This window comes from Thalassotalea mangrovi (genome assembly GCF_005116735.1).
Lineage (GTDB): Bacteria > Pseudomonadota > Gammaproteobacteria > Enterobacterales > Alteromonadaceae > Thalassotalea_A > Thalassotalea_A mangrovi.
Genome location: NZ_SWDB01000004.1, coordinates 52,253 through 70,072, shown reverse-complemented (window position 1 = coordinate 70,072; position 17,820 = coordinate 52,253). Strand labels below are relative to the sequence as shown.

Genomic DNA, 17,820 nt, shown 5'->3' with positions numbered 1-17,820 from the left:
TCAGCCTGGTTTTTTGATGAAAAAATAGAAACTCTTATTTCTTTTTCTTAACCGCTTTCGCGTTTGGTAAGTCAGTGATAGAACCTTCAAAGATTTCAGCAGCCATACCAATTGACTCGTTCAGAGTCGGGTGAGCATGAATGGTTAGACCAACGTCTTCCGCGTCAGCACCCATTTCAACCGCCAGGCCAATTTCACCTAACATTTCACCGGCATTAATACCGATGATTGCACCACCTAGTACGCGACCGCTTTCTTTATCAAAAATAAGTTTGGTTTTACCTTCAGTACGCGCTGATGCAATCGCACGACCAGATGCCGCCCAAGGGAAGTTCGCCACTTCAAAGTTCAGGCCCTGCTCTTTCGCTTCACGCTCGGTCACACCAACCCATGCAATTTCCGGATCTGTGTAGGCAATCGAAGGAATACAACGTGGTTCGAACACGTGCTTCTTACCAGAAATCACTTCAGCAGCGACGTGACCTTCGTGTACCGCTTTGTGAGCCAGCATCGGTTGACCAACAACGTCACCGATAGCGAAAATGTGGTTTACGTTAGTACGCAACTCGTTAGTTACATTGATAAAGCCACGCTCATCAACGTTAACACCAGCTTTATCTGCATCGATCATATGACCATTTGGTTTACGACCAACTGCCACTAAGATCTTGTCATAACGAACCTGGCCTTCCGGAGCATTCTTACCTTCAAAGGTGACATACAGACCGTCATCTTTGGCATCAACCGCTACCACTTTGGTCGATAACATAAGGTTGAAACGATTCTTCACGTACTTGGTGTAAATCTTCATGATGTCAGCATCAGCTGCAGGCACTAATTGATCCGCAAATTCAACAACCGATACGTTAGCACCCAATGTGCTGTATACGGTACCCATTTCCAGACCGATGATACCACCACCTAATACCAGCATTTCGCCTGGCACGTCTTCAAGCTCAAGCGCACCGGTAGAATCCAGAACACGTGGATCTTCGGTTGGGATAAATGGCAGGTTTACCACAGAAGAACCAGCGGCAATGATAGCATTGTCAAAGTTAACCGTAGTAGTACCGTCTTCGCCTTCAACCGCTATGCTGTTAGGACCAGTAAACTTACCAAAACCATTAACAATCTTTACTTTACGCTGCTTGGCCATGCCAGCCAGGCCACCGGTTAACTGACCAACAACTTTTTCTTTCCAGCCACGAATTTTTTCAATGTCGATTTGTGGCTCACCGAAAGTAACTCCATGTGACGCCATTTCTTTTGCATCATCAATGACTTTGGCAACATGCAGTAAAGCTTTAGAAGGAATACAACCCACGTTCAGGCAAACACCGCCTAAGGTTGAATAGCGCTCAATTAATACCACATCCAAACCCAGATCCGCGGCGCGGAATGCGGCAGAGTAGCCACCAGGTCCAGAACCTAAAACAACGACTTGAGTTTTAATATCGTTACTCATGTTAACCTCAAATTTTGATTATTAACTCAAAGGCCTGCCGACCTTAGAGTTTAGATTTTATTCATTTAACTGTGTTACCGGAGATTGACGTTAATCATCGTATGACTAGCAACCATAAAAGCCCGGTTTAACGCATCCACAGTACTTAATTTGTTGTAAAAAAATTAAGTTTTTTCATTCATTCGTAGCGTTTCGTTCCGTTTTTGTCATTATGTTTAAAACATTACAACAAAGAACCAAACACAATAATTTGGCGCGCCAAGTGTACCGTGTGTGACAAATTTTCGCCAACATTAGTGCAAAATAATGGGAAAAAATTTCACTATGACGCTAAGTGCGCCAACCGATACTTACCTCGGTTGGCGCATATTACTTAATTACAGAATTAACTGGCGGATATCTGACATCATTGACGACAGATGCACGCTGAACCGTGCCGCAACCGCACCGTCAATTACGCGGTGATCATAGGATAGCGACAGTGGTAGCATCAATCTTGGTTCAAATTCCTTACCATTCCACTTCGGCTTCATTTCTGATTTGGAAACGCCAAGGATCGCCACATCAGGAGCATTAACAATTGGTGTAAATGCGGTACCACCGATGCCGCCGAGGCTGGAAATCGTAAAGCAGGAACCTTGCATATCGGCAGCGGTTAATTTACCAGCGCGCGCCTTTTTAGAAATTTCCAGCAATTCTTTAGAAAGCTCATGAATACCTTTTTGATCCACATCGCGAACCACCGGCACAACCAGGCCATTTGGCGTATCAACCGCAACACCAATGTGGACGTATTTTTTCATGATCAGGCTTTCACCAGACTCACTCAGGCTTGAGTTAAACACTGGGTACGCTTTTAACGCGCTTGCTGCTGCCTTCATGATAAATACCAACGGCGTGATTTTAAAACCAAGCTGTTGTTTTTCGGCGATCACATTCTGCTCTTTGCGGAATGCTTCGACATTAGTAATGTCGGCTTCATCAAACTGGGTCACATGCGGAATGGTTACCCAGTTTCGATGCAGGTTAGGCCCAGAAATTTTCTGAATTCGGGTTAAAGCGACTTCTTCCACGTCACCGAATTTACTGAAATCCACTTTAGGCTGGGCAATAACCTGTAAACCACCGGCACCACCAGAAACACTGCTACTTGCGGTTGCCTTAGGACGAGACAGTTCATATTTAACAAACGACTGCACGTCTTCTTTAAGGATACGACCTTTGTTGCCCGTACCTTTCACTTTGGTTAAGTCAACACCAAACTCACGTGCCAGGCGACGAATCGACGGCGAGGCGTAGATATGCCCTTTGCTTTGACGCTCACCGGCACTTGGGTGATGTGGTACTGGAGCCGCTTTTGCCGGAGCTGGCGCAGGTGCAGCCTGGCTCGCCGGTTTAGCTTCAGTTTTTGCCTGCTGCTCTGGCGCCGCTGCTGGTGCCGTGTCGCCACCTGAGACTTCCAGCATAATAATCAGTGAACCTTCGCCGACCTTATCACCAGTGCTAACTTTTACGTCTTTTACCACACCCGCTTGTGGTGCAGGAACATCCATGGTCGCCTTGTCGGTTTCCAGGGTAATTAAGCCGTCTTCCGCTTCAATACTGTCACCCGCATTAACCAGGACGTCAATAACATCCACTTCACCATCCTGACCAATATCCGGTACCTTAACCTCAATCACTGAGGACGATGCAGGAGCTGGAGCGGCTTGTGGCGCTGGTGCACTCTCTTGTACCGATTCAGCATTTCCTGAAGAGATTTCCAGCATCAGGATGAGGCTACCTTCACCGACTTTATCACCCGTACTGACTTTGACTTCCTTCACGATACCCGCTTGTGGCGCTGGCACGTCCATGGTTGCTTTATCAGTTTCCAGGGTAATCAAGCCATCTTCCGCTTCGATGCTGTCACCAACATTCACCAGAACATCGATGATATCGACTTCGCCGTCCTGACCGATATCTGGTACGGTGACTTCGATAACCGAAGAACTGCCTGAAGACGCTGCTGGAGCTTGTTGCTGTTGAGGTTTCTCGGCAGGCTCACTGGCAGGAGCGGGCTCTGCAGCTCCGGCATCTGATGCCGCTGCAGTTTCCAATAATGCAATCAGGTCGTCCTGCTTAATTTTATCGCCAACGGCCACTTTTAACTCGGTAATTTTGCCGGCAAAGGGTGCCGGAATATCCATCGACGCCTTGTCGGTCTCGACGGTAACAATGGCATCCTCAGCCTCTACCTGATCACCAACGGCTACACATAACTCAATAATTTCAACTTCATCGCCACCAACATCCGGGACTAGAATTTGTTTAATATCTGACATCTGTATTTTCCTTATCCCGTCTGATTACGCGTAAAGCGGATTAAGTTTTTCCGGGTTAATGGCAAACTTATCGATCGCCTCTTTAACGACTGAAGCATCAATATCACCGCGCTGGGCTAACTCGTACAAGGCTGCAACTACCACGTATTTATGGTCCACTTCAAAGTGATGACGCAGGTTAGCGCGTGAATCGGAACGACCAAAACCGTCCGTACCCAAAACGCGATAATCCGTTTTAATGAAGGCACGAACCTGATCGGAGTAAGCTTTTACGTAATCGGTTGCCGAGATAGCCGGACCGTTTTCCGCTTTAATCACCTGGCTGATGTAAGGCACTTTCGCTTCCGCTTCAGGGTGCAACATGTTCCAACGCACCACTTCATTACCTTCACGAGCTAGCTCATTGTATGACGTCACTGAGAATACATCTGAGGAAACACCGTAATCCTCAGCAAGAATGCGCGCCGCTTCGCGAACCTGCAGCAAGATGGTACCTGAGCCCATTAACTGAACATTCGCTTTCGCTTTACCTTGTGGCTCAACACGGTCCAGTTGGTAGATACCTTTGATGATACCTTCCTCTGCGCCTTCCGGCATTTCCGGGTGTTGATAATTCTCATTCATCAAGGTGATGTAGTAGAAAATGTTTTCGTCATTTTCATACATACGACGCATACCGTCCTGAACCACAACCGCGACTTCGTAACCATATGTTGGATCGTAGGTGACACAGTTCGGAATCAGGTTCGCCTGCACATGAGAATGACCATCCTGATGCTGTAGACCTTCACCATTTAGTGTCGTTCGACCAGCGGTTGCACCTAACAGGAAGCCTTTTGCCTGGCTGTCACCAGCCGCCCAGGCCAGATCGCCAACACGCTGGAAGCCAAACATAGAATAATAAATATAAAATGGAATCGTCGTCGCATTACAGGTTGAGTAAGACGTACCTGAGGCAACCCAAGATGCCATTGCGCCCAGTTCGTTGATACCTTCCTGCAAAACCTGGCCTTTCTTATCTTCACGATAATAAGCAACCTGATCCGCATCCTGAGGTACATATTTCTGACCTTCGTGGGCATAAATACCAACCTGGCGGAACAGACCTTCCATACCAAAGGTGCGCGCTTCATCCGGGATAATTGGTACGACACGTTTACCAACTTTTTTATCCTTAATGATCGAGTTAAGTACTCGCACAAAGGCCATAGTTGTGGAAATGGTGCGTTCACCTGAGCCTTTTAAAACAGCATCGAACGCTTTTAATTCAGGAACCACGATATCTTCGTCGTCTTTTTCACGGCGTGCCGGGGTAAATCCGCCCAGCGCCTGACGGCGTTCCAGCATGTATTGCATTTCCGGGCTGTCTTCCGGGAAGCGGAAGTACGGCAGGTTTTCTAAGTCACCATCTGCAATTGGTACATTAAAACGGTCACGGTAATGCTTAACCGCATCCATGCCCATTTTCTTAACCTGGTGCGCAATGTTCAGGCCTTCACCTGCATCGCCCATACCGTAACCTTTAACGGTTTTCGCCAGGATGACTGATGGACGGCCTTTAGTATTCTGCGCTTTATCATAAGCAGCGTATACTTTCACCGGATCATGACCACCACGGTTTAAGCGCCAGATGTCATCGTCTGACATGTTAGCGACCATCGCCTGGGTTTCCGGGTACTTATTAAAGAAATGTTCGCGGGTGTATTTACCACCTTTGGCTTTACAGTTCTGATACTCACCATCAACGGTTTCGTTCATCAGTTGTAATAGCTTGCCAGAAGTATCACGGGCCAATAGTGGATCCCAGTAAGAACCCCAGATAACCTTGATAACTTCCCAACCCGCGCCGCGGAAGGTACCTTCCAGTTCCTGGATGATTTTGCCATTACCACGCACCGGGCCATCTAAGCGCTGCAGGTTACAGTTAATAACGAAACACAGGTTGTCCAGGCCTTCACGAGCAGCCAGGCCAATAGCACCTAATGATTCCGGCTCATCACACTCACCATCACCCAGGTAACAGTATACGCGCTGGTTAGAACAGTCTTTAATGCCACGATCGGTAAGATATTTTAAAAAGCGGGCTGTGTAGATTGCCTGCAACGGTCCAAGACCCATAGATACGGTTGGGAACTGCCAGAAGTCTGGCATCAGGTGCGGATGCGGGTATGACGACAGGCCGTCACCATCGCATTCCTGACGGAACTTATCTAGTTGCACTTCACTCAGGCGACCTTCCATAAAGGCGCGAGAGTAGATACCCGGAGAGATATGGCCCTGGGCAAAAATGAAATCGCCACCATCGTTTTCGTTAGCCGCTTTAAAGAAGTGATTAAAACCTACATCGTAAAGCATTGCCGATGATGCGAAACTGGAAATATGGCCGCCCAGTTCCAGATCTTTTTTCGAGGCACGCAATACCATCATCAAAGCATTCCAGCGGATTGCGGCACGAATGCGGCTTTCCATCGTCTGGTCGCCCGGCATGTTTGGCTCCTGGCCTGCCGGAATGGTATTAACATAGGCGGTCGTCGCATCGAAAGGCAGGTGAGTACCACCACGGCGGGCACGGTCAATTAACGTTTCCAGTAATTGATGTGCTCGTTCAGGGCCTTCCTGCTCCAGCACGGCTTCCATGGACTCTAACCATTCTTGCGTTTCTTGCGGATCGATATCGTGGTTGAGGATCTCAGACATAACGATGTTCTAACTCCAGTTTATAAAAAAATACGGCAAAATTTTTTGTATTAAAGATAGTTGAAATTCCACAACTGTCTTTACTTTGCCATCAATAAATAAATGCTCGCGTACGTATGCAACACCTTATCTTTATAGGGTTTGCAGTCGTCGCAACGAGCGTTTAACCCGGCTGTTCTCTTCGCCGAGTTTCAGTAATACTTCTTCGATGTAGGCCAGGTTCTTGTGGCTGGCTCCCCACGCCTTATTCGGTTCGCCACTAATAATGGCTTCCAGCAGGCGCTTTCGATATTGGGCAATCTTTGCCGGAACCTCCGGACGTTTGGCCAATACCTGTAAATTTTTCTCGATATTGTCAATTAATAAAGTCGCCATAGAGCGAACCAAATGCAGCAACACAGCATTATGCGAGGCATTACAGATAGCCACATAAAAATCGAATACCGCTACCGCTTCACCATGAAAGTTTTCGCTGATCGCCGTATTCTCAATTTGTGCATCAACCATGGCGTCATATTTTTGCTGGATGATCTCAAAGTCAGCTTTAGTGCCGCGCATGGCGGCATAATAAGCGGCCATGCCCTGAATACCGTGACGAAATTCCAGCAGGTCATATTGGGATTCACCTTTCTTCGCCAGTAAGTCAAACATGGGATCTCCCATGCCACTGAGCAACTTGTCATTAACAAAGGTGCCACCACCCTGACGACGGTAGACTAAGTCTTTACTTTCCAGTTTCTGAATCGCTTCTCGCAATGAGGGGCGCGATACCTGAAACTGTTCGGCTAATTCGCGCTCCGGCGGTAGCTTTTGGCCCGCCTTGAGACTGCCTTCCAGAATCATGGCTTCAAGGTGCTCAACGATCACATCCGATATTTTTGCTTGCTGTATCTTCTTGTAGGCCATTGATTTCGCTCTGTATTGCCATGAACCCTTGATAAGACCAAATCTTCACCAGGATAAAAACCCTGAAAAACAATGGTTAAATGGTCTTACCAATTTATGAAAAATCAGGTTAAAACATAACAGAAGATCAGGGATATGTAAAATTTATGGCTAAAAAATGGTATCGTAGACACAAGGATTGCCTGGAAAAATTGCGGGCATTTCACAATGGTCCGACCAATACAAAAGGAGGTTTCGGGTCTCAGGTTTCAGGTCTCGGAGGGCGAATGGCCTTTACTTTAAGCAACTAGCACGCTGACAAGTCAGCTTCTAGCACACTGCGTTCCTGGCATGCAATCGAGGATTGCGCCTAGAAAAGAGCAAGAGTTATGGTGGAAGTGGAAGGTTTCGGCCAGGGATTGGCCGGTATGCCGAAAATGCATGGATGCCGGCATGGACGCCGGTATGTCGGAAATGTCTGGAACATATTTCCGATTCAATTTTCGGTGGAAGAAAAAACAAACCTAACCACGTCATACCGTGATACTACACGGTATCTTGGACTAGGAAAAATGACTCTTGAGCGCCAAAAACAGGAGTTAAATCTCCCTGAACACGTATCGCGAACAATACTCCGGGCAGGTGACAAACAACGTCGCTGCGAGAACTAGCTATTGCAAATGAGGTAAGCTGCGCTGAGGGAAGTGGAAGGTGGAAGATTGCACCTGTTAAAATTTAAAAAGCGAGATCCCGGCCTTCGCCGGGATGACAATGTTTTAGGCGTTTCGTTTTCCTGGCTAGTTCGCCACGCCCGCAATGGTCATAAACGCGGTGGCGGCCAGTAACAGCAGGACATTACGTTTTGCCAGGCGAACTAATAGGCATGGTTCTGCGGTGCAGTCCTCATCATCGATTTGGTAATCTTCGGCAATTTCAGCAACTTCACAAAGGTACTGGCGTGGGCTTTGTTTAAAGTTCAGCATTCCTTCGAGCCACAAGGTTGAAGCCTTTGAGAAGTGACCAACCAGCATATAGCCGAATGCGACTGCCCGCGTTGGAATAATATCAATATAAAACAGGAGTTTTCTGGCATGGTCGGCAGCCGCTTCTGGCAGGAAACTTTCACCATCGTGCTCACCACTTTGATTGGCGACGGCTACCAGGATACGGTAAAAAACAACGCCGAAAATACCAAAGAAGATGAAAATTAACATTAACGCCATGTAATATTGGTAGTTCATCCATACCAGGGTCTGACCAAAGCTTTCTCCTTCAAACTGTTGGCCCTGTTGCAATTCATCCTGATGCAGCACCACCGCTTCCTGATCACCGCGCATTGCCGCGTTAAGGTAATTCTTGTAGCTGTCACGAATCCTCTGGCTACCAATACATACAATAAGCACCAGGGTTACCACAACAAAATCAATCAGAGTGTGATCAAATAGCCAGAGAATTATTGAGAGTATTGAAGCCGGTAGTAAGGCAAAGGCTACGAGGTTAATGATATTGCGGCTTATTTCGCCTTTGGAGACAAACCCACGGGCAAAACCGACATATTGGCCATAGTAAAAATTAAACTGCCAATACCGGGAAAGTAAGATTCGTTCGGCCGCCAGGGCAATAAGCAAACTTATTAAAGTCATTGAAAACCCAACTATTATAGTGATGTTATTATCATCGTATTTAACAAAAATTCTACAAGCAGAATGACAGGATTACCAGAAACAATTGCGGTTATTAACCTGAGCTTACAAAAACCAGTAAGCATTTCGCCTCATACAACCCGGGAGCAAGCAATCTTCCACCTTCCACCTCAGACTTCCACCTTAACAGCCCTCTTCCACCTGCTTTAGTTTCGCTTTGTAATATTTCCAATCAAAATACTCTCCCGGATCGGTTTTCCGGCCCGGAGCAATATCACTGTGGCCTGTGATGCTATTATCGTTGATCTCCGGATACTCTGCTTTAATGGCCTGGCTAATATAAACAAGCTGTTGGTATTGCTGCATGGTATAAGGCAAATCATCACAGCCCTCTAATTCGATACCAATCGAAAAATCATTACATTTTGTGCGCCCGTGAAATTCGGATACACCGGCATGCCAGGCACGCTTATCAAAAGGTACATATTGCACCACCTGACCATCGCGCTTCACCAGGCAATGGGCAGATACTTTCAGTTGATGAATTTCCTGAAAGTATTCATGTTCATTAGGATCCAGACAACCGGTGAAAAGTTGGTCGATATAAGGACCTCCAAATTGCCCCGGTGGAAGGGAAATATTGTGGACCACCAGCAAGCAGATATCGGAACACCCCCTATCATCACAATATGGTGAAGGACAATATGAGATGGGAGAACTTCGTTCGTAAGTTAAATTGGTTTCGGCTTGCTTTAACCAGCCATTCTTTATTGTATAGATACTTGTCATTAGCCTGAGATTTTCGAAATTCATTTGTCGACATCCTGTCAGCATAATAACGATTTAATCAATGGGTGGCGAGTACGCTGAATTTAAAAGTCACGAATACGCTGAATAAATTCAGGCCCGGGTACGTGAAATTTTTAATTTCACTCCGGGTAGCGGGTTGGTTTAGGTACATAGGCTTCTCGCCTAAGCATTACCTCCCTCGTCATTCCGGACTCCGCTCCGGAATCTGAAAAAGCGAGATACCGGGCTCGGCAATTGCTCCCTGCATTGCTCTACCTCCTATATCCCTAAAGTCGTACCCCGGTATGACGCGTTAAAGTAGCTGTAAGCGGTAAGCCAAAAGCTTTAAGAATAAAGCTGTAAGCTGAAAGTAGCTGGTGACCTGCTATTGGCTGTCCAAGAATTCCATAGCAGTTATTGTAATTTCAATTTCGAATCTCAACGGGTTCTGGTAGCGTATAATAATCAAAGTTGGGTAAGTATGCTGGAGCGCACGATGCAGGAAAAGGATGACAGTCAAAAAATCGGTAAAGCAATGACCTGGGTTGCCTGGATAATAGGTCTGTTACTGTTGGTATGGTTTTTCCAGACAAAACTGGACGCTGATTGGAATCCAAACCAACAACCTAAAGTCGCGGTTAATACCAGTGGCCAGCAGCAAGTGGTTTTAGAACGTAATCGCTATGGCCATTATGTCACTGCGGGTTTTATCAATCAGGAAAACGCATTATTCATGCTCGACACCGGTGCAACCAGCGTATCCATTCCAATGGAGATAGCCGACAAGTACGGTTTGGAAAGACAAGGCAGTCATCGGGTACAAACGGCCAATGGCTCAGTCATGGTTTACGCAACAACCATCGATGAGTTGAGTATCGGCAATATTAACCTATATAATGTGCGCGCCAATATTAACCCTGGGATGACGGGGCAGGAAATATTACTCGGCATGAGCGCATTAAAGCAGCTCGAGTTTAGCCAAAAAGGTAAATACTTACACCTGACCGTACCCGGCAACTACTAAGTGACATATATGCAGGACCATTTATCCAACGATATTCAGTACAGCGTAACTTCTGCACTGTCTGAAGATCTTTCTGAGCAGCTTAACGGTCAGGCAAGTGCCGACCAGGATATCACCGCTAGTTTGATTCCTGCCGATGCCAATGCCGTAGCCACTATTATAAGTAGAGAAGACTGCGTCATTGCAGGGGTCGCCTGGGTTAATGAAGTCTTTAAGCAACTAGATGCTACAAGCAGCACTGACCAAAAAACCGAAATTACCTGGTTTGTTAATGACGGTCAGTCAGTCAAAGCCAACAATACCTTATGCGAAATCAAAGGTAATGCCAGGTTGTTGCTAACCGGCGAGCGCACCGCCCTTAACTTTTTGCAATCTCTTAGTGGCACCGCAACCATTACCGCCCGCTATGTTAGAGAACTAGAGGGTACGAATACCCGATTGTTGGATACCCGCAAAACCATTCCCGGCATGCGCAGCGCGCAAAAATATGCCGTCACCTGCGGCGGCGGTCATAACCACCGCATCGGCTTATTCGATGCTTTTTTAATTAAAGAAAATCATGTGAACGCCTGTGGCGGCATTGCCCAGGCAATTACTACCGCGAAACAAAACTTCCCGGGTAAAACCGTCGAAGTAGAAGTCGAGAACCTTGATGAGCTGAGCGAAGGCATAGACGCCGGTGCCGATATCATCATGCTAGATAACTTCACCACCGAGATGATTGAACAGGCAGTAGCGATTAATAACGGCAGAGCGAAATTAGAAGTGTCCGGTAATATGACCCTGGAAACATTGAAAGAATACGCCAAAGCCGGCGTTGACTTTATCTCTGTTGGTGCATTGACGAAGCATGTAAGAGCGGTCGACCTATCAATGCGCTTTGTTTAAGACAAAGCGCATTGAGGTTTCCGGTCTCAGGTTTCAGAACTTAAAGCTACTAGCACACGAACAAGTTCGCTCCTGTCACACGATTAGAAATCGTTCCTAGCATGCAAAATCGAAGATTTTGCGCCTAGAAGGGATTGCTAAGGCCTGTAATTTTAAGCACAAACACCCCCCTGGTTTCGTCATACCCTGCTACGACAGGGTATCTCAAGTACGTCAGCAAAGAACAATAGCTCACTTTCCTCAATATGACTGACTAGTCAGCCCTTGGGTCATCATAGTATTAACTTACCCATAGCAACGACGAAGTCCTCACCTTCCAATCGCCTCCGGCTCCCCTTTGTCCTACGCTGTCATCGCCAATCCCTCCTTGCATCTTTGTGCAATTAAACTTTCATCAAATGTTAATATTTGTTACCTAACTAATTAATAATGAACAATTTTTGATTAGAGCTTATTTATCAGAAAGTGAAACTCGGCGATTTTTTCAGCACTTAAACCGGTTTTTCCTGAAAAAGCTAATTTTTTGTTAAAAAGTGTTTTACAGAGATTTTTTTTTGAAGCATATTAGAAAAGGCCCCCTAAACATAACAATAACGTTAATGGATGTTTAACATGAAAACTATGAAAAACAACAAAGGTTTTACCTTAATCGAATTGATGATCGTTGTTGCGATTATCGGTATTCTTGCTGCAGTTGCTCTGCCTGCATACCAAAACTACACCAAGAAAGCTGCATACTCTGAAGTAATTCTTGCTACTACGCCATATAAAGCAGCAATTGAAGTGTGCTCACTTACTAACGCAATTGCTGACTGTGACCTAGGTACCAATGGTATTCCTGGTTCTCAAGCATCTCAAGCAGTAGCTTCTGTAGGCGTTACTGACGGTGTTATTCTAGTAACTCCAAATGCATTTAAAGGTATTGTTGCTGGTGATACTTATACGTTATCTCCAACTCAAGCGACCGGTGCTGCTGGTGAGCAAATCACTGCTTGGACAGAGACATGCGCTAACGCAGACTTCTGTTAATAGTTAAGTAAGAAAAAAGCCCCATTTGGGGCTTTTTTTATGGCTTTTTTTAGGTACACTGTCAAAAAAGGCTATATGAAATGAATGCTATGAAAGGACTTCATCGTCAATCAAATTTATTATCAAAATTTGTTAGAAGCGAATTAATCAACCAACAACAAGCTACAGAAATATTTAAAGCTTGTCAGCAGTCAAAACTGTCTGTTTTAGATTATATCGCTAATGAATTAAAAATAGACTCACTAACCATAGCAAAAACTTTATCAAAAAGTTATGGCTACCCATTGGTAGATTTAAAAGCCTTCGAATTCGATAACTTTCCTGAAGGTTTGAGAAATCAAAAACTGGTTGAGAAACATCAGGCGCTACCTGTCTATCTTCGCGCAGGCGTATTACACATTGCCGTGTCCGATCCCACTAATCATGATGCCTTAGAAGAATTTCAGTTTAATACTGGCTACACTACTGAGTTTATTCTTGTTGACAGAGACAGTTTACAAAAACAAATAGAATCTTATTTAGATAATGAAGCCGAAGCCCTTGAGATAACAGAGCTTGACTCTGAAGAGTTAAGTGGAATTGACGTTGCCGAGACTGAGCATAAGGATGATGAATCCGGCGGCGAAAATGACGCACCGATCGTTGTTTATATCAACAAAATTCTGCTCGACTCTATTAAAAAAGGAGCATCCGATTTACATTTCGAGCCCTTTGAAAAGAAATTTCGAATACGTTTTCGGATTGATGGTGTTTTACAGGAAGTCGCTAGCCCACCTGTTGGCCTGGCCAGCCGGTTAACAGCCCGCTTGAAGGTCATGTCAAAGCTGGATATTGCCGAGCGCCGTGTACCTCAGGATGGTCGTATCAAGCTTAATATCACCAAAAATAAGGCCATCGATTTCCGTGTTTCCACCCTGCCTACCATGTGGGGGGAAAAGGTAGTAATGCGTATTCTTGACTCTTCGAGTGCCAAGTTAGGTATTGATATCCTGGGTTACGAAGAAGAACAGAAAGCCATGTATATGGAAGCCCTGGCTAAGCCACAGGGGATGATCCTGGTAACCGGTCCAACCGGTTCTGGTAAAACCGTATCTCTTTATACCGGCCTCAATATTCTTAATACCGAAGAGCGTAATATTTCAACCGCAGAGGATCCGGTTGAGATAAACCTCGAAGGGGTAAACCAGGTCCAAATCAATAACAAAGCTGGTTTGACGTTTGCGGAAGCTCTGAAATCTTTCCTACGTCAGGATCCGGATATCGTCATGGTTGGTGAGATCCGGGATTTGGAAACTGCGGAGATTGCCATTAAAGCAGCACAAACGGGTCATTTGGTATTATCGACTCTTCATACAAACTCGGCCGCAGAAACATTGACTCGCTTATTGAATATGGGCGTTCCGTCGTATAACGTAGCAAGTTCAGTGAGCCTGATAATTGCCCAACGACTTGCCCGACGATTATGCAGTCATTGTAAAGAAGTAGATCAGGTTACCGATGAAGCGCTATTGGAAATAGGTTTTAAACCAGACGAATTAAAAGACCTGACCATTTACAAACCAGTCGGATGCGACGAGTGCACCGCTGGATACAAGGGCCGGGTCGGTATTTATGAAGTGATGAAGATTTCAGAAGAAACTGCTGAGATTATTATGCAGGGCGGAAACTCATTACAGATTGCGACCCAAGCTCAGAAAGAAGGATACAATAACCTGCGCCAATCTGCGTTGTTAAAGGCCAAAGCTGGTGTAACTAGCCTGGCAGAAGTAACTCGTGTTACGGCTTAAAATTAGAGAATATAGATATTATTGCCCCCTGAATAAATAGAATAACAGGTAAAAATCATGGCAGTTACTGCAGCAAAGAAAGCACCAAAAGTTAAAGAGCTGGATACCTTCATCTGGGAAGGGGTAAACCGCAAGGGTAAAAAAATTAAAGGTGAGCTTTCTGCCGCCAATATCGGCGAATTAAAAGCTCAATTGCGCGCGCAAGGCGTCACACCGCTAAAACACAAGAAAAAGCCGAAGCCGTTATTTGGCATTGGTGGGGGTGATAAAAAAATCACCCCTAAAGATATTGCTGTAGTTACCAGGCAACTAGCAACGATGTTAGCCGCTGGTGTTCCTCTGGTTCAGTCGATAGAGATGATCGGAAAAGGAAATGAAAAGCCGAGAATGAGAACTCTTTTAGGGGAAATTGGCGCTAAAGTACAAGCAGGTATTCCATTGTCCGATGCCCTACGTGAGCATCCACAATATTTCGACGACTTATATTGTGACTTAGTCGAGTCCGGAGAGCAATCCGGTGCGTTAGAAACTATCTATGATCGAATCGCACTTTATAAAGAAAAAGCCGAAGCGTTAAAATCTAAGATAAAGAAAGCAATGACATACCCAATTGCGGTAATCGTTGTCGCTGCAATAGTGACTTCAATTCTACTCATTAAGGTTGTTCCTACTTTCGTAGATATTTTTGCTAGTTTCGATGCCGAGTTACCTGCTTTTACATTATTCGTAGTAGGAATTTCCGATATTATGGTCGCTTCCTGGTACTTTGTGCTCGCTGGGTTATTTGCCATTGGTTACGTCTTTAAACAGATGCACTTAAAGAGTCAGGATTTCAGAGACAAAGTAGACCATGCAATATTAAGAATCCCCGTAATTGGTATGATTTTAGATAAAGCAGCAGTTGCGCGTTTCGCACGTACTCTCTCGACAACATTTGCTGCAGGCGTTCCTTTGATTGATGCTCTTGATTCTGCTTCGGGTGCAGCAGGCAATGCCGTATATCGTGATGCCATCCAGGAAATTCGTACCGAAGTGTCCGCAGGTATGCAGATGAACTTAGCGATGCGCAATGTTAATGTTTTCCCTGACATGGTCATTCAAATGGTCAGCATTGGTGAAGAATCTGGTGCTCTTGATGATATGCTAGCGAAAGTTGCTACTGTTTATGAGCAAGAAGTTGATGACGCGGTAGATGGCCTGACTGCACTTCTTGAGCCAATGATCATGGCCGTCTTAGGGGTAGTGATTGGTGGTTTGATTATTGCAATGTACCTACCAATTTTCCAAATCGGTATGGTTGTATAACGTCCAATCTATTTATTTCAGTTACCAGGGTAAGCAACACGCTTACCCTGTTCTTTTAACAAGGAATGTATTTTGTTTTCCGATCTAACCTCCCTGTTTGAACAGTCTCCGCTGTTTTATTTTTCAACCGTATTCATTCTCGGCCTGGTGATTGGCAGCTTTTTAAATGTGGTTATATATCGACTACCGAAAATGCTGGAACAGGAATGGTATTGTGAATGCCGTGAACTTCTTAGCCAGGAGCTTAATGAAAAAGGCAGTAAAGCGCTAAAAGCTTCGCGAATTGAAGCAGAAAAATCTGGCATTTTGTCTTTATCAAAACCTGCATCCTCTTGTCCTAATTGTGGTCATAAAATTAAAGCCTGGGAAAATATACCTGTTATTAGCTGGTTGCTTTTAAGAGGCAAGTGTTCATCCTGTAAAGAGCCAATTTCAATCCGTTACCCTGCCATAGAATTAGTAACCGGTTTATTATCAGTGGCGATCGCCAGCCATTATGGCGTGACCTGGGTGACGGTTGCCATGCTATTGCTGACCTGGTGCCTGGTGGCTCTTACTATGATTGATTTCGACAAAATGATTTTGCCGGATCAAATGACCCTACCCTTGGTTTGGATTGGTTTGTTATTAAATCTGAATGGTATGTTTGTCAGTATCGAAACCGCAGTCATCGGGGCAGTTGCCGGCTACATGAGTTTGTACACAGTATTCTGGCTATTTAAGCTTGTCACCGGCAAAGAAGGGATGGGTTACGGCGACTTTAAATTGTTCGCAGTTTTCGGCGCCTGGTTCGGCTGGCAGTTACTACCGCTACTAATCTTAATGGCTTCCTTTGTTGGCGCGATTATCGGCATTAGCTTAATGGTACTTCGTAACCATGAGGGCTCGAAACCCATTCCATTTGGCCCGTATTTAGCCATTGCCGGTTGGATTACGGCGTTGTGGGGAGAAGGGATATGGCAATGGTATTTAGGCCTGCTAGCATAAACATTAGCTTCTAGCACGAGGCCTGCAACGCCTCTCCTAGCACATGAACCAAAGGTCCATTCCTAGCATGCGACAACGAGTGTCGCGCCTGGCAAAAGCGGTTTTAACTAGGAGCAAAATCTCTGATTTTGTGTGCTAGGAACTGCGTGTGCCAGGAGCCGTTACGTAGGCGTGCTAGTAGCTAAAGAGTGCTAGTGCAGGCACTTGCACTCTTTACGCTTTTTACGCTATAACTCTCCCATCACACGCATTCGGACATTCACTTTGTCAAACCTTATCATTGGCTTAACCGGCGGGATCGGTTCCGGAAAGACCACCGTCGCCAATCTGTTTAAACAATACGATATCGATATCATTGATGCGGATATTGTCGCTCGCCAGGTTGTAGCCAAAGGCGCTCCCGCCTTACAGCAAATACAACTGCATTTTGGTGAGGATTACCTCTTACCAAATGGAGAGCTGAACCGTACTAAGTTGCGACACAAGGTATTTCAGGAGCCCGAAGCTAAACAGTGGTTAAATACCCTACTCCACCCGCTCATTCGCGAAGAAATGATAACTCAATGTCAGCAGGCGAAAAGCCCTTATTGCCTGTTAGTCGCCCCACTGCTGATTGAAAATAGTCTTTTTCAAACCGTCGATAAAGTTTTAGTGGTCGATATTCCAGAACAAGAGCAAATTAAACGTACCATGACCCGCGATGAAAACACCCAGGCACAAGTTGAAGCCATCATGGCCTCACAAGTATCGCGACAGGAGCGTTTGAAACATGCGGATTTCGTCATTGAAAATACTACCGGTGAACAAGAGCAACTGCCATTGAAGGTAGAGCAGTTGCATCGGCATTTTCTAAAGCTAATAGCTAAGTGACAAAGCTAACGCCTTGTCACTGTTTAAAGAGGTAAGCTACGCTGAGGGATAAAATACTCTCGTTGTCGTATTTTCGGTGGAGACTATCGTCGGTGGGTGCTTGAAACAAGAATTCACTCATCCTCAC

The 17,820-nt window shown here is 45.5% G+C and carries 13 protein-coding genes; 7 read left to right on the top strand and 6 right to left on the bottom strand.

Features of this window, described 5'->3' with window-relative positions; translation table 11 throughout:
• Positions 1 to 34 precede the first annotated feature (34 nt).
• From lpdA to ampD, 6 genes are all read right to left on the bottom strand, one after another.
• Positions 35 to 1,465 (bottom strand): dihydrolipoyl dehydrogenase, encoded by a 1,431-nt coding sequence (gene lpdA, locus E8M12_RS02110; protein WP_136734424.1) that lies wholly within the window; start codon positions 1,463 to 1,465, stop codon positions 35 to 37.
• 377 nt (positions 1,466 to 1,842) lie between these two features.
• Entirely contained in the window at positions 1,843 to 3,789 is a 1,947-nt protein-coding gene (aceF, locus tag E8M12_RS02105; RefSeq protein ID WP_136734423.1) for a pyruvate dehydrogenase complex dihydrolipoyllysine-residue acetyltransferase, read from the bottom strand.
• A gap of 24 nt (positions 3,790 to 3,813) precedes the next feature.
• Positions 3,814 to 6,486: a pyruvate dehydrogenase (acetyl-transferring), homodimeric type gene (gene aceE / locus E8M12_RS02100; RefSeq protein ID WP_136734422.1), complete on the bottom strand. Its 2,673-nt coding sequence runs from the start codon at positions 6,484 to 6,486 to the stop codon at positions 3,814 to 3,816.
• A 132-nt stretch (positions 6,487 to 6,618) separates the two neighbouring features.
• Positions 6,619 to 7,392 (bottom strand): pyruvate dehydrogenase complex transcriptional repressor PdhR, encoded by a 774-nt coding sequence (gene pdhR / locus E8M12_RS02095; protein ID WP_136734421.1) that lies wholly within the window; start codon positions 7,390 to 7,392, stop codon positions 6,619 to 6,621.
• A 776-nt stretch (positions 7,393 to 8,168) separates the two neighbouring features.
• A complete protein-coding gene (gene ampE, locus E8M12_RS02090) occupies positions 8,169 to 9,014 on the bottom strand; it encodes a regulatory signaling modulator protein AmpE (protein ID WP_136734420.1) in 846 nt (281 codons plus the stop codon).
• Positions 9,015 to 9,197: 183 nt separating this feature from the next.
• Positions 9,198 to 9,827 (bottom strand): 1,6-anhydro-N-acetylmuramyl-L-alanine amidase AmpD, encoded by a 630-nt coding sequence (gene ampD / locus E8M12_RS02085; protein ID WP_246033985.1) that lies wholly within the window; start codon positions 9,825 to 9,827, stop codon positions 9,198 to 9,200.
• Positions 9,828 to 10,299: 472 nt separating this feature from the next.
• On the opposite strand from ampD, the gene E8M12_RS02080 reads away from it, so the two are divergent.
• The 7 genes from E8M12_RS02080 to coaE all read left to right on the top strand — a co-directional run bounded on the left by E8M12_RS02080 (position 10,300) and on the right by coaE (position 17,693).
• The gene (locus E8M12_RS02080; protein WP_136734419.1) at positions 10,300 to 10,827 is read left to right on the top strand and encodes a retropepsin-like aspartic protease family protein; all 528 of its coding nucleotides are present in this window, start codon (positions 10,300 to 10,302) and stop codon (positions 10,825 to 10,827) included.
• Positions 10,828 to 10,836: 9 nt separating this feature from the next.
• Positions 10,837 to 11,715, top strand: coding sequence for a carboxylating nicotinate-nucleotide diphosphorylase (nadC, locus tag E8M12_RS02075; protein ID WP_136734418.1), 879 nt, complete (start codon positions 10,837 to 10,839; stop codon positions 11,713 to 11,715).
• Positions 11,716 to 12,327: 612 nt separating this feature from the next.
• Positions 12,328 to 12,744, top strand: coding sequence for a pilin (locus tag E8M12_RS02070; RefSeq protein ID WP_169303013.1), 417 nt, complete (start codon positions 12,328 to 12,330; stop codon positions 12,742 to 12,744).
• A gap of 89 nt (positions 12,745 to 12,833) precedes the next feature.
• Positions 12,834 to 14,531 carry a type IV-A pilus assembly ATPase PilB gene (pilB, locus tag E8M12_RS02065; protein ID WP_136734558.1) on the top strand — a complete coding sequence of 566 codons (1,698 nt, stop codon included), beginning with the start codon at positions 12,834 to 12,836 and terminating at the stop codon, positions 14,529 to 14,531.
• Positions 14,532 to 14,588: 57 nt separating this feature from the next.
• The gene (locus tag E8M12_RS02060) at positions 14,589 to 15,836 is read left to right on the top strand and encodes a type II secretion system F family protein (RefSeq protein WP_136734417.1); all 1,248 of its coding nucleotides are present in this window, start codon (positions 14,589 to 14,591) and stop codon (positions 15,834 to 15,836) included.
• A 72-nt stretch (positions 15,837 to 15,908) separates the two neighbouring features.
• Positions 15,909 to 16,823: a prepilin peptidase gene (locus tag E8M12_RS02055; protein ID WP_281277699.1), complete on the top strand. Its 915-nt coding sequence runs from the start codon at positions 15,909 to 15,911 to the stop codon at positions 16,821 to 16,823.
• Positions 16,824 to 17,087: 264 nt separating this feature from the next.
• On the top strand, positions 17,088 to 17,693 hold the full coding sequence (gene coaE / locus E8M12_RS02050; RefSeq protein ID WP_136734415.1) for a dephospho-CoA kinase: 606 nt from the start codon (positions 17,088 to 17,090) through the stop codon (positions 17,691 to 17,693).
• The last annotated feature ends 127 nt before the right edge of the window (positions 17,694 to 17,820 follow it).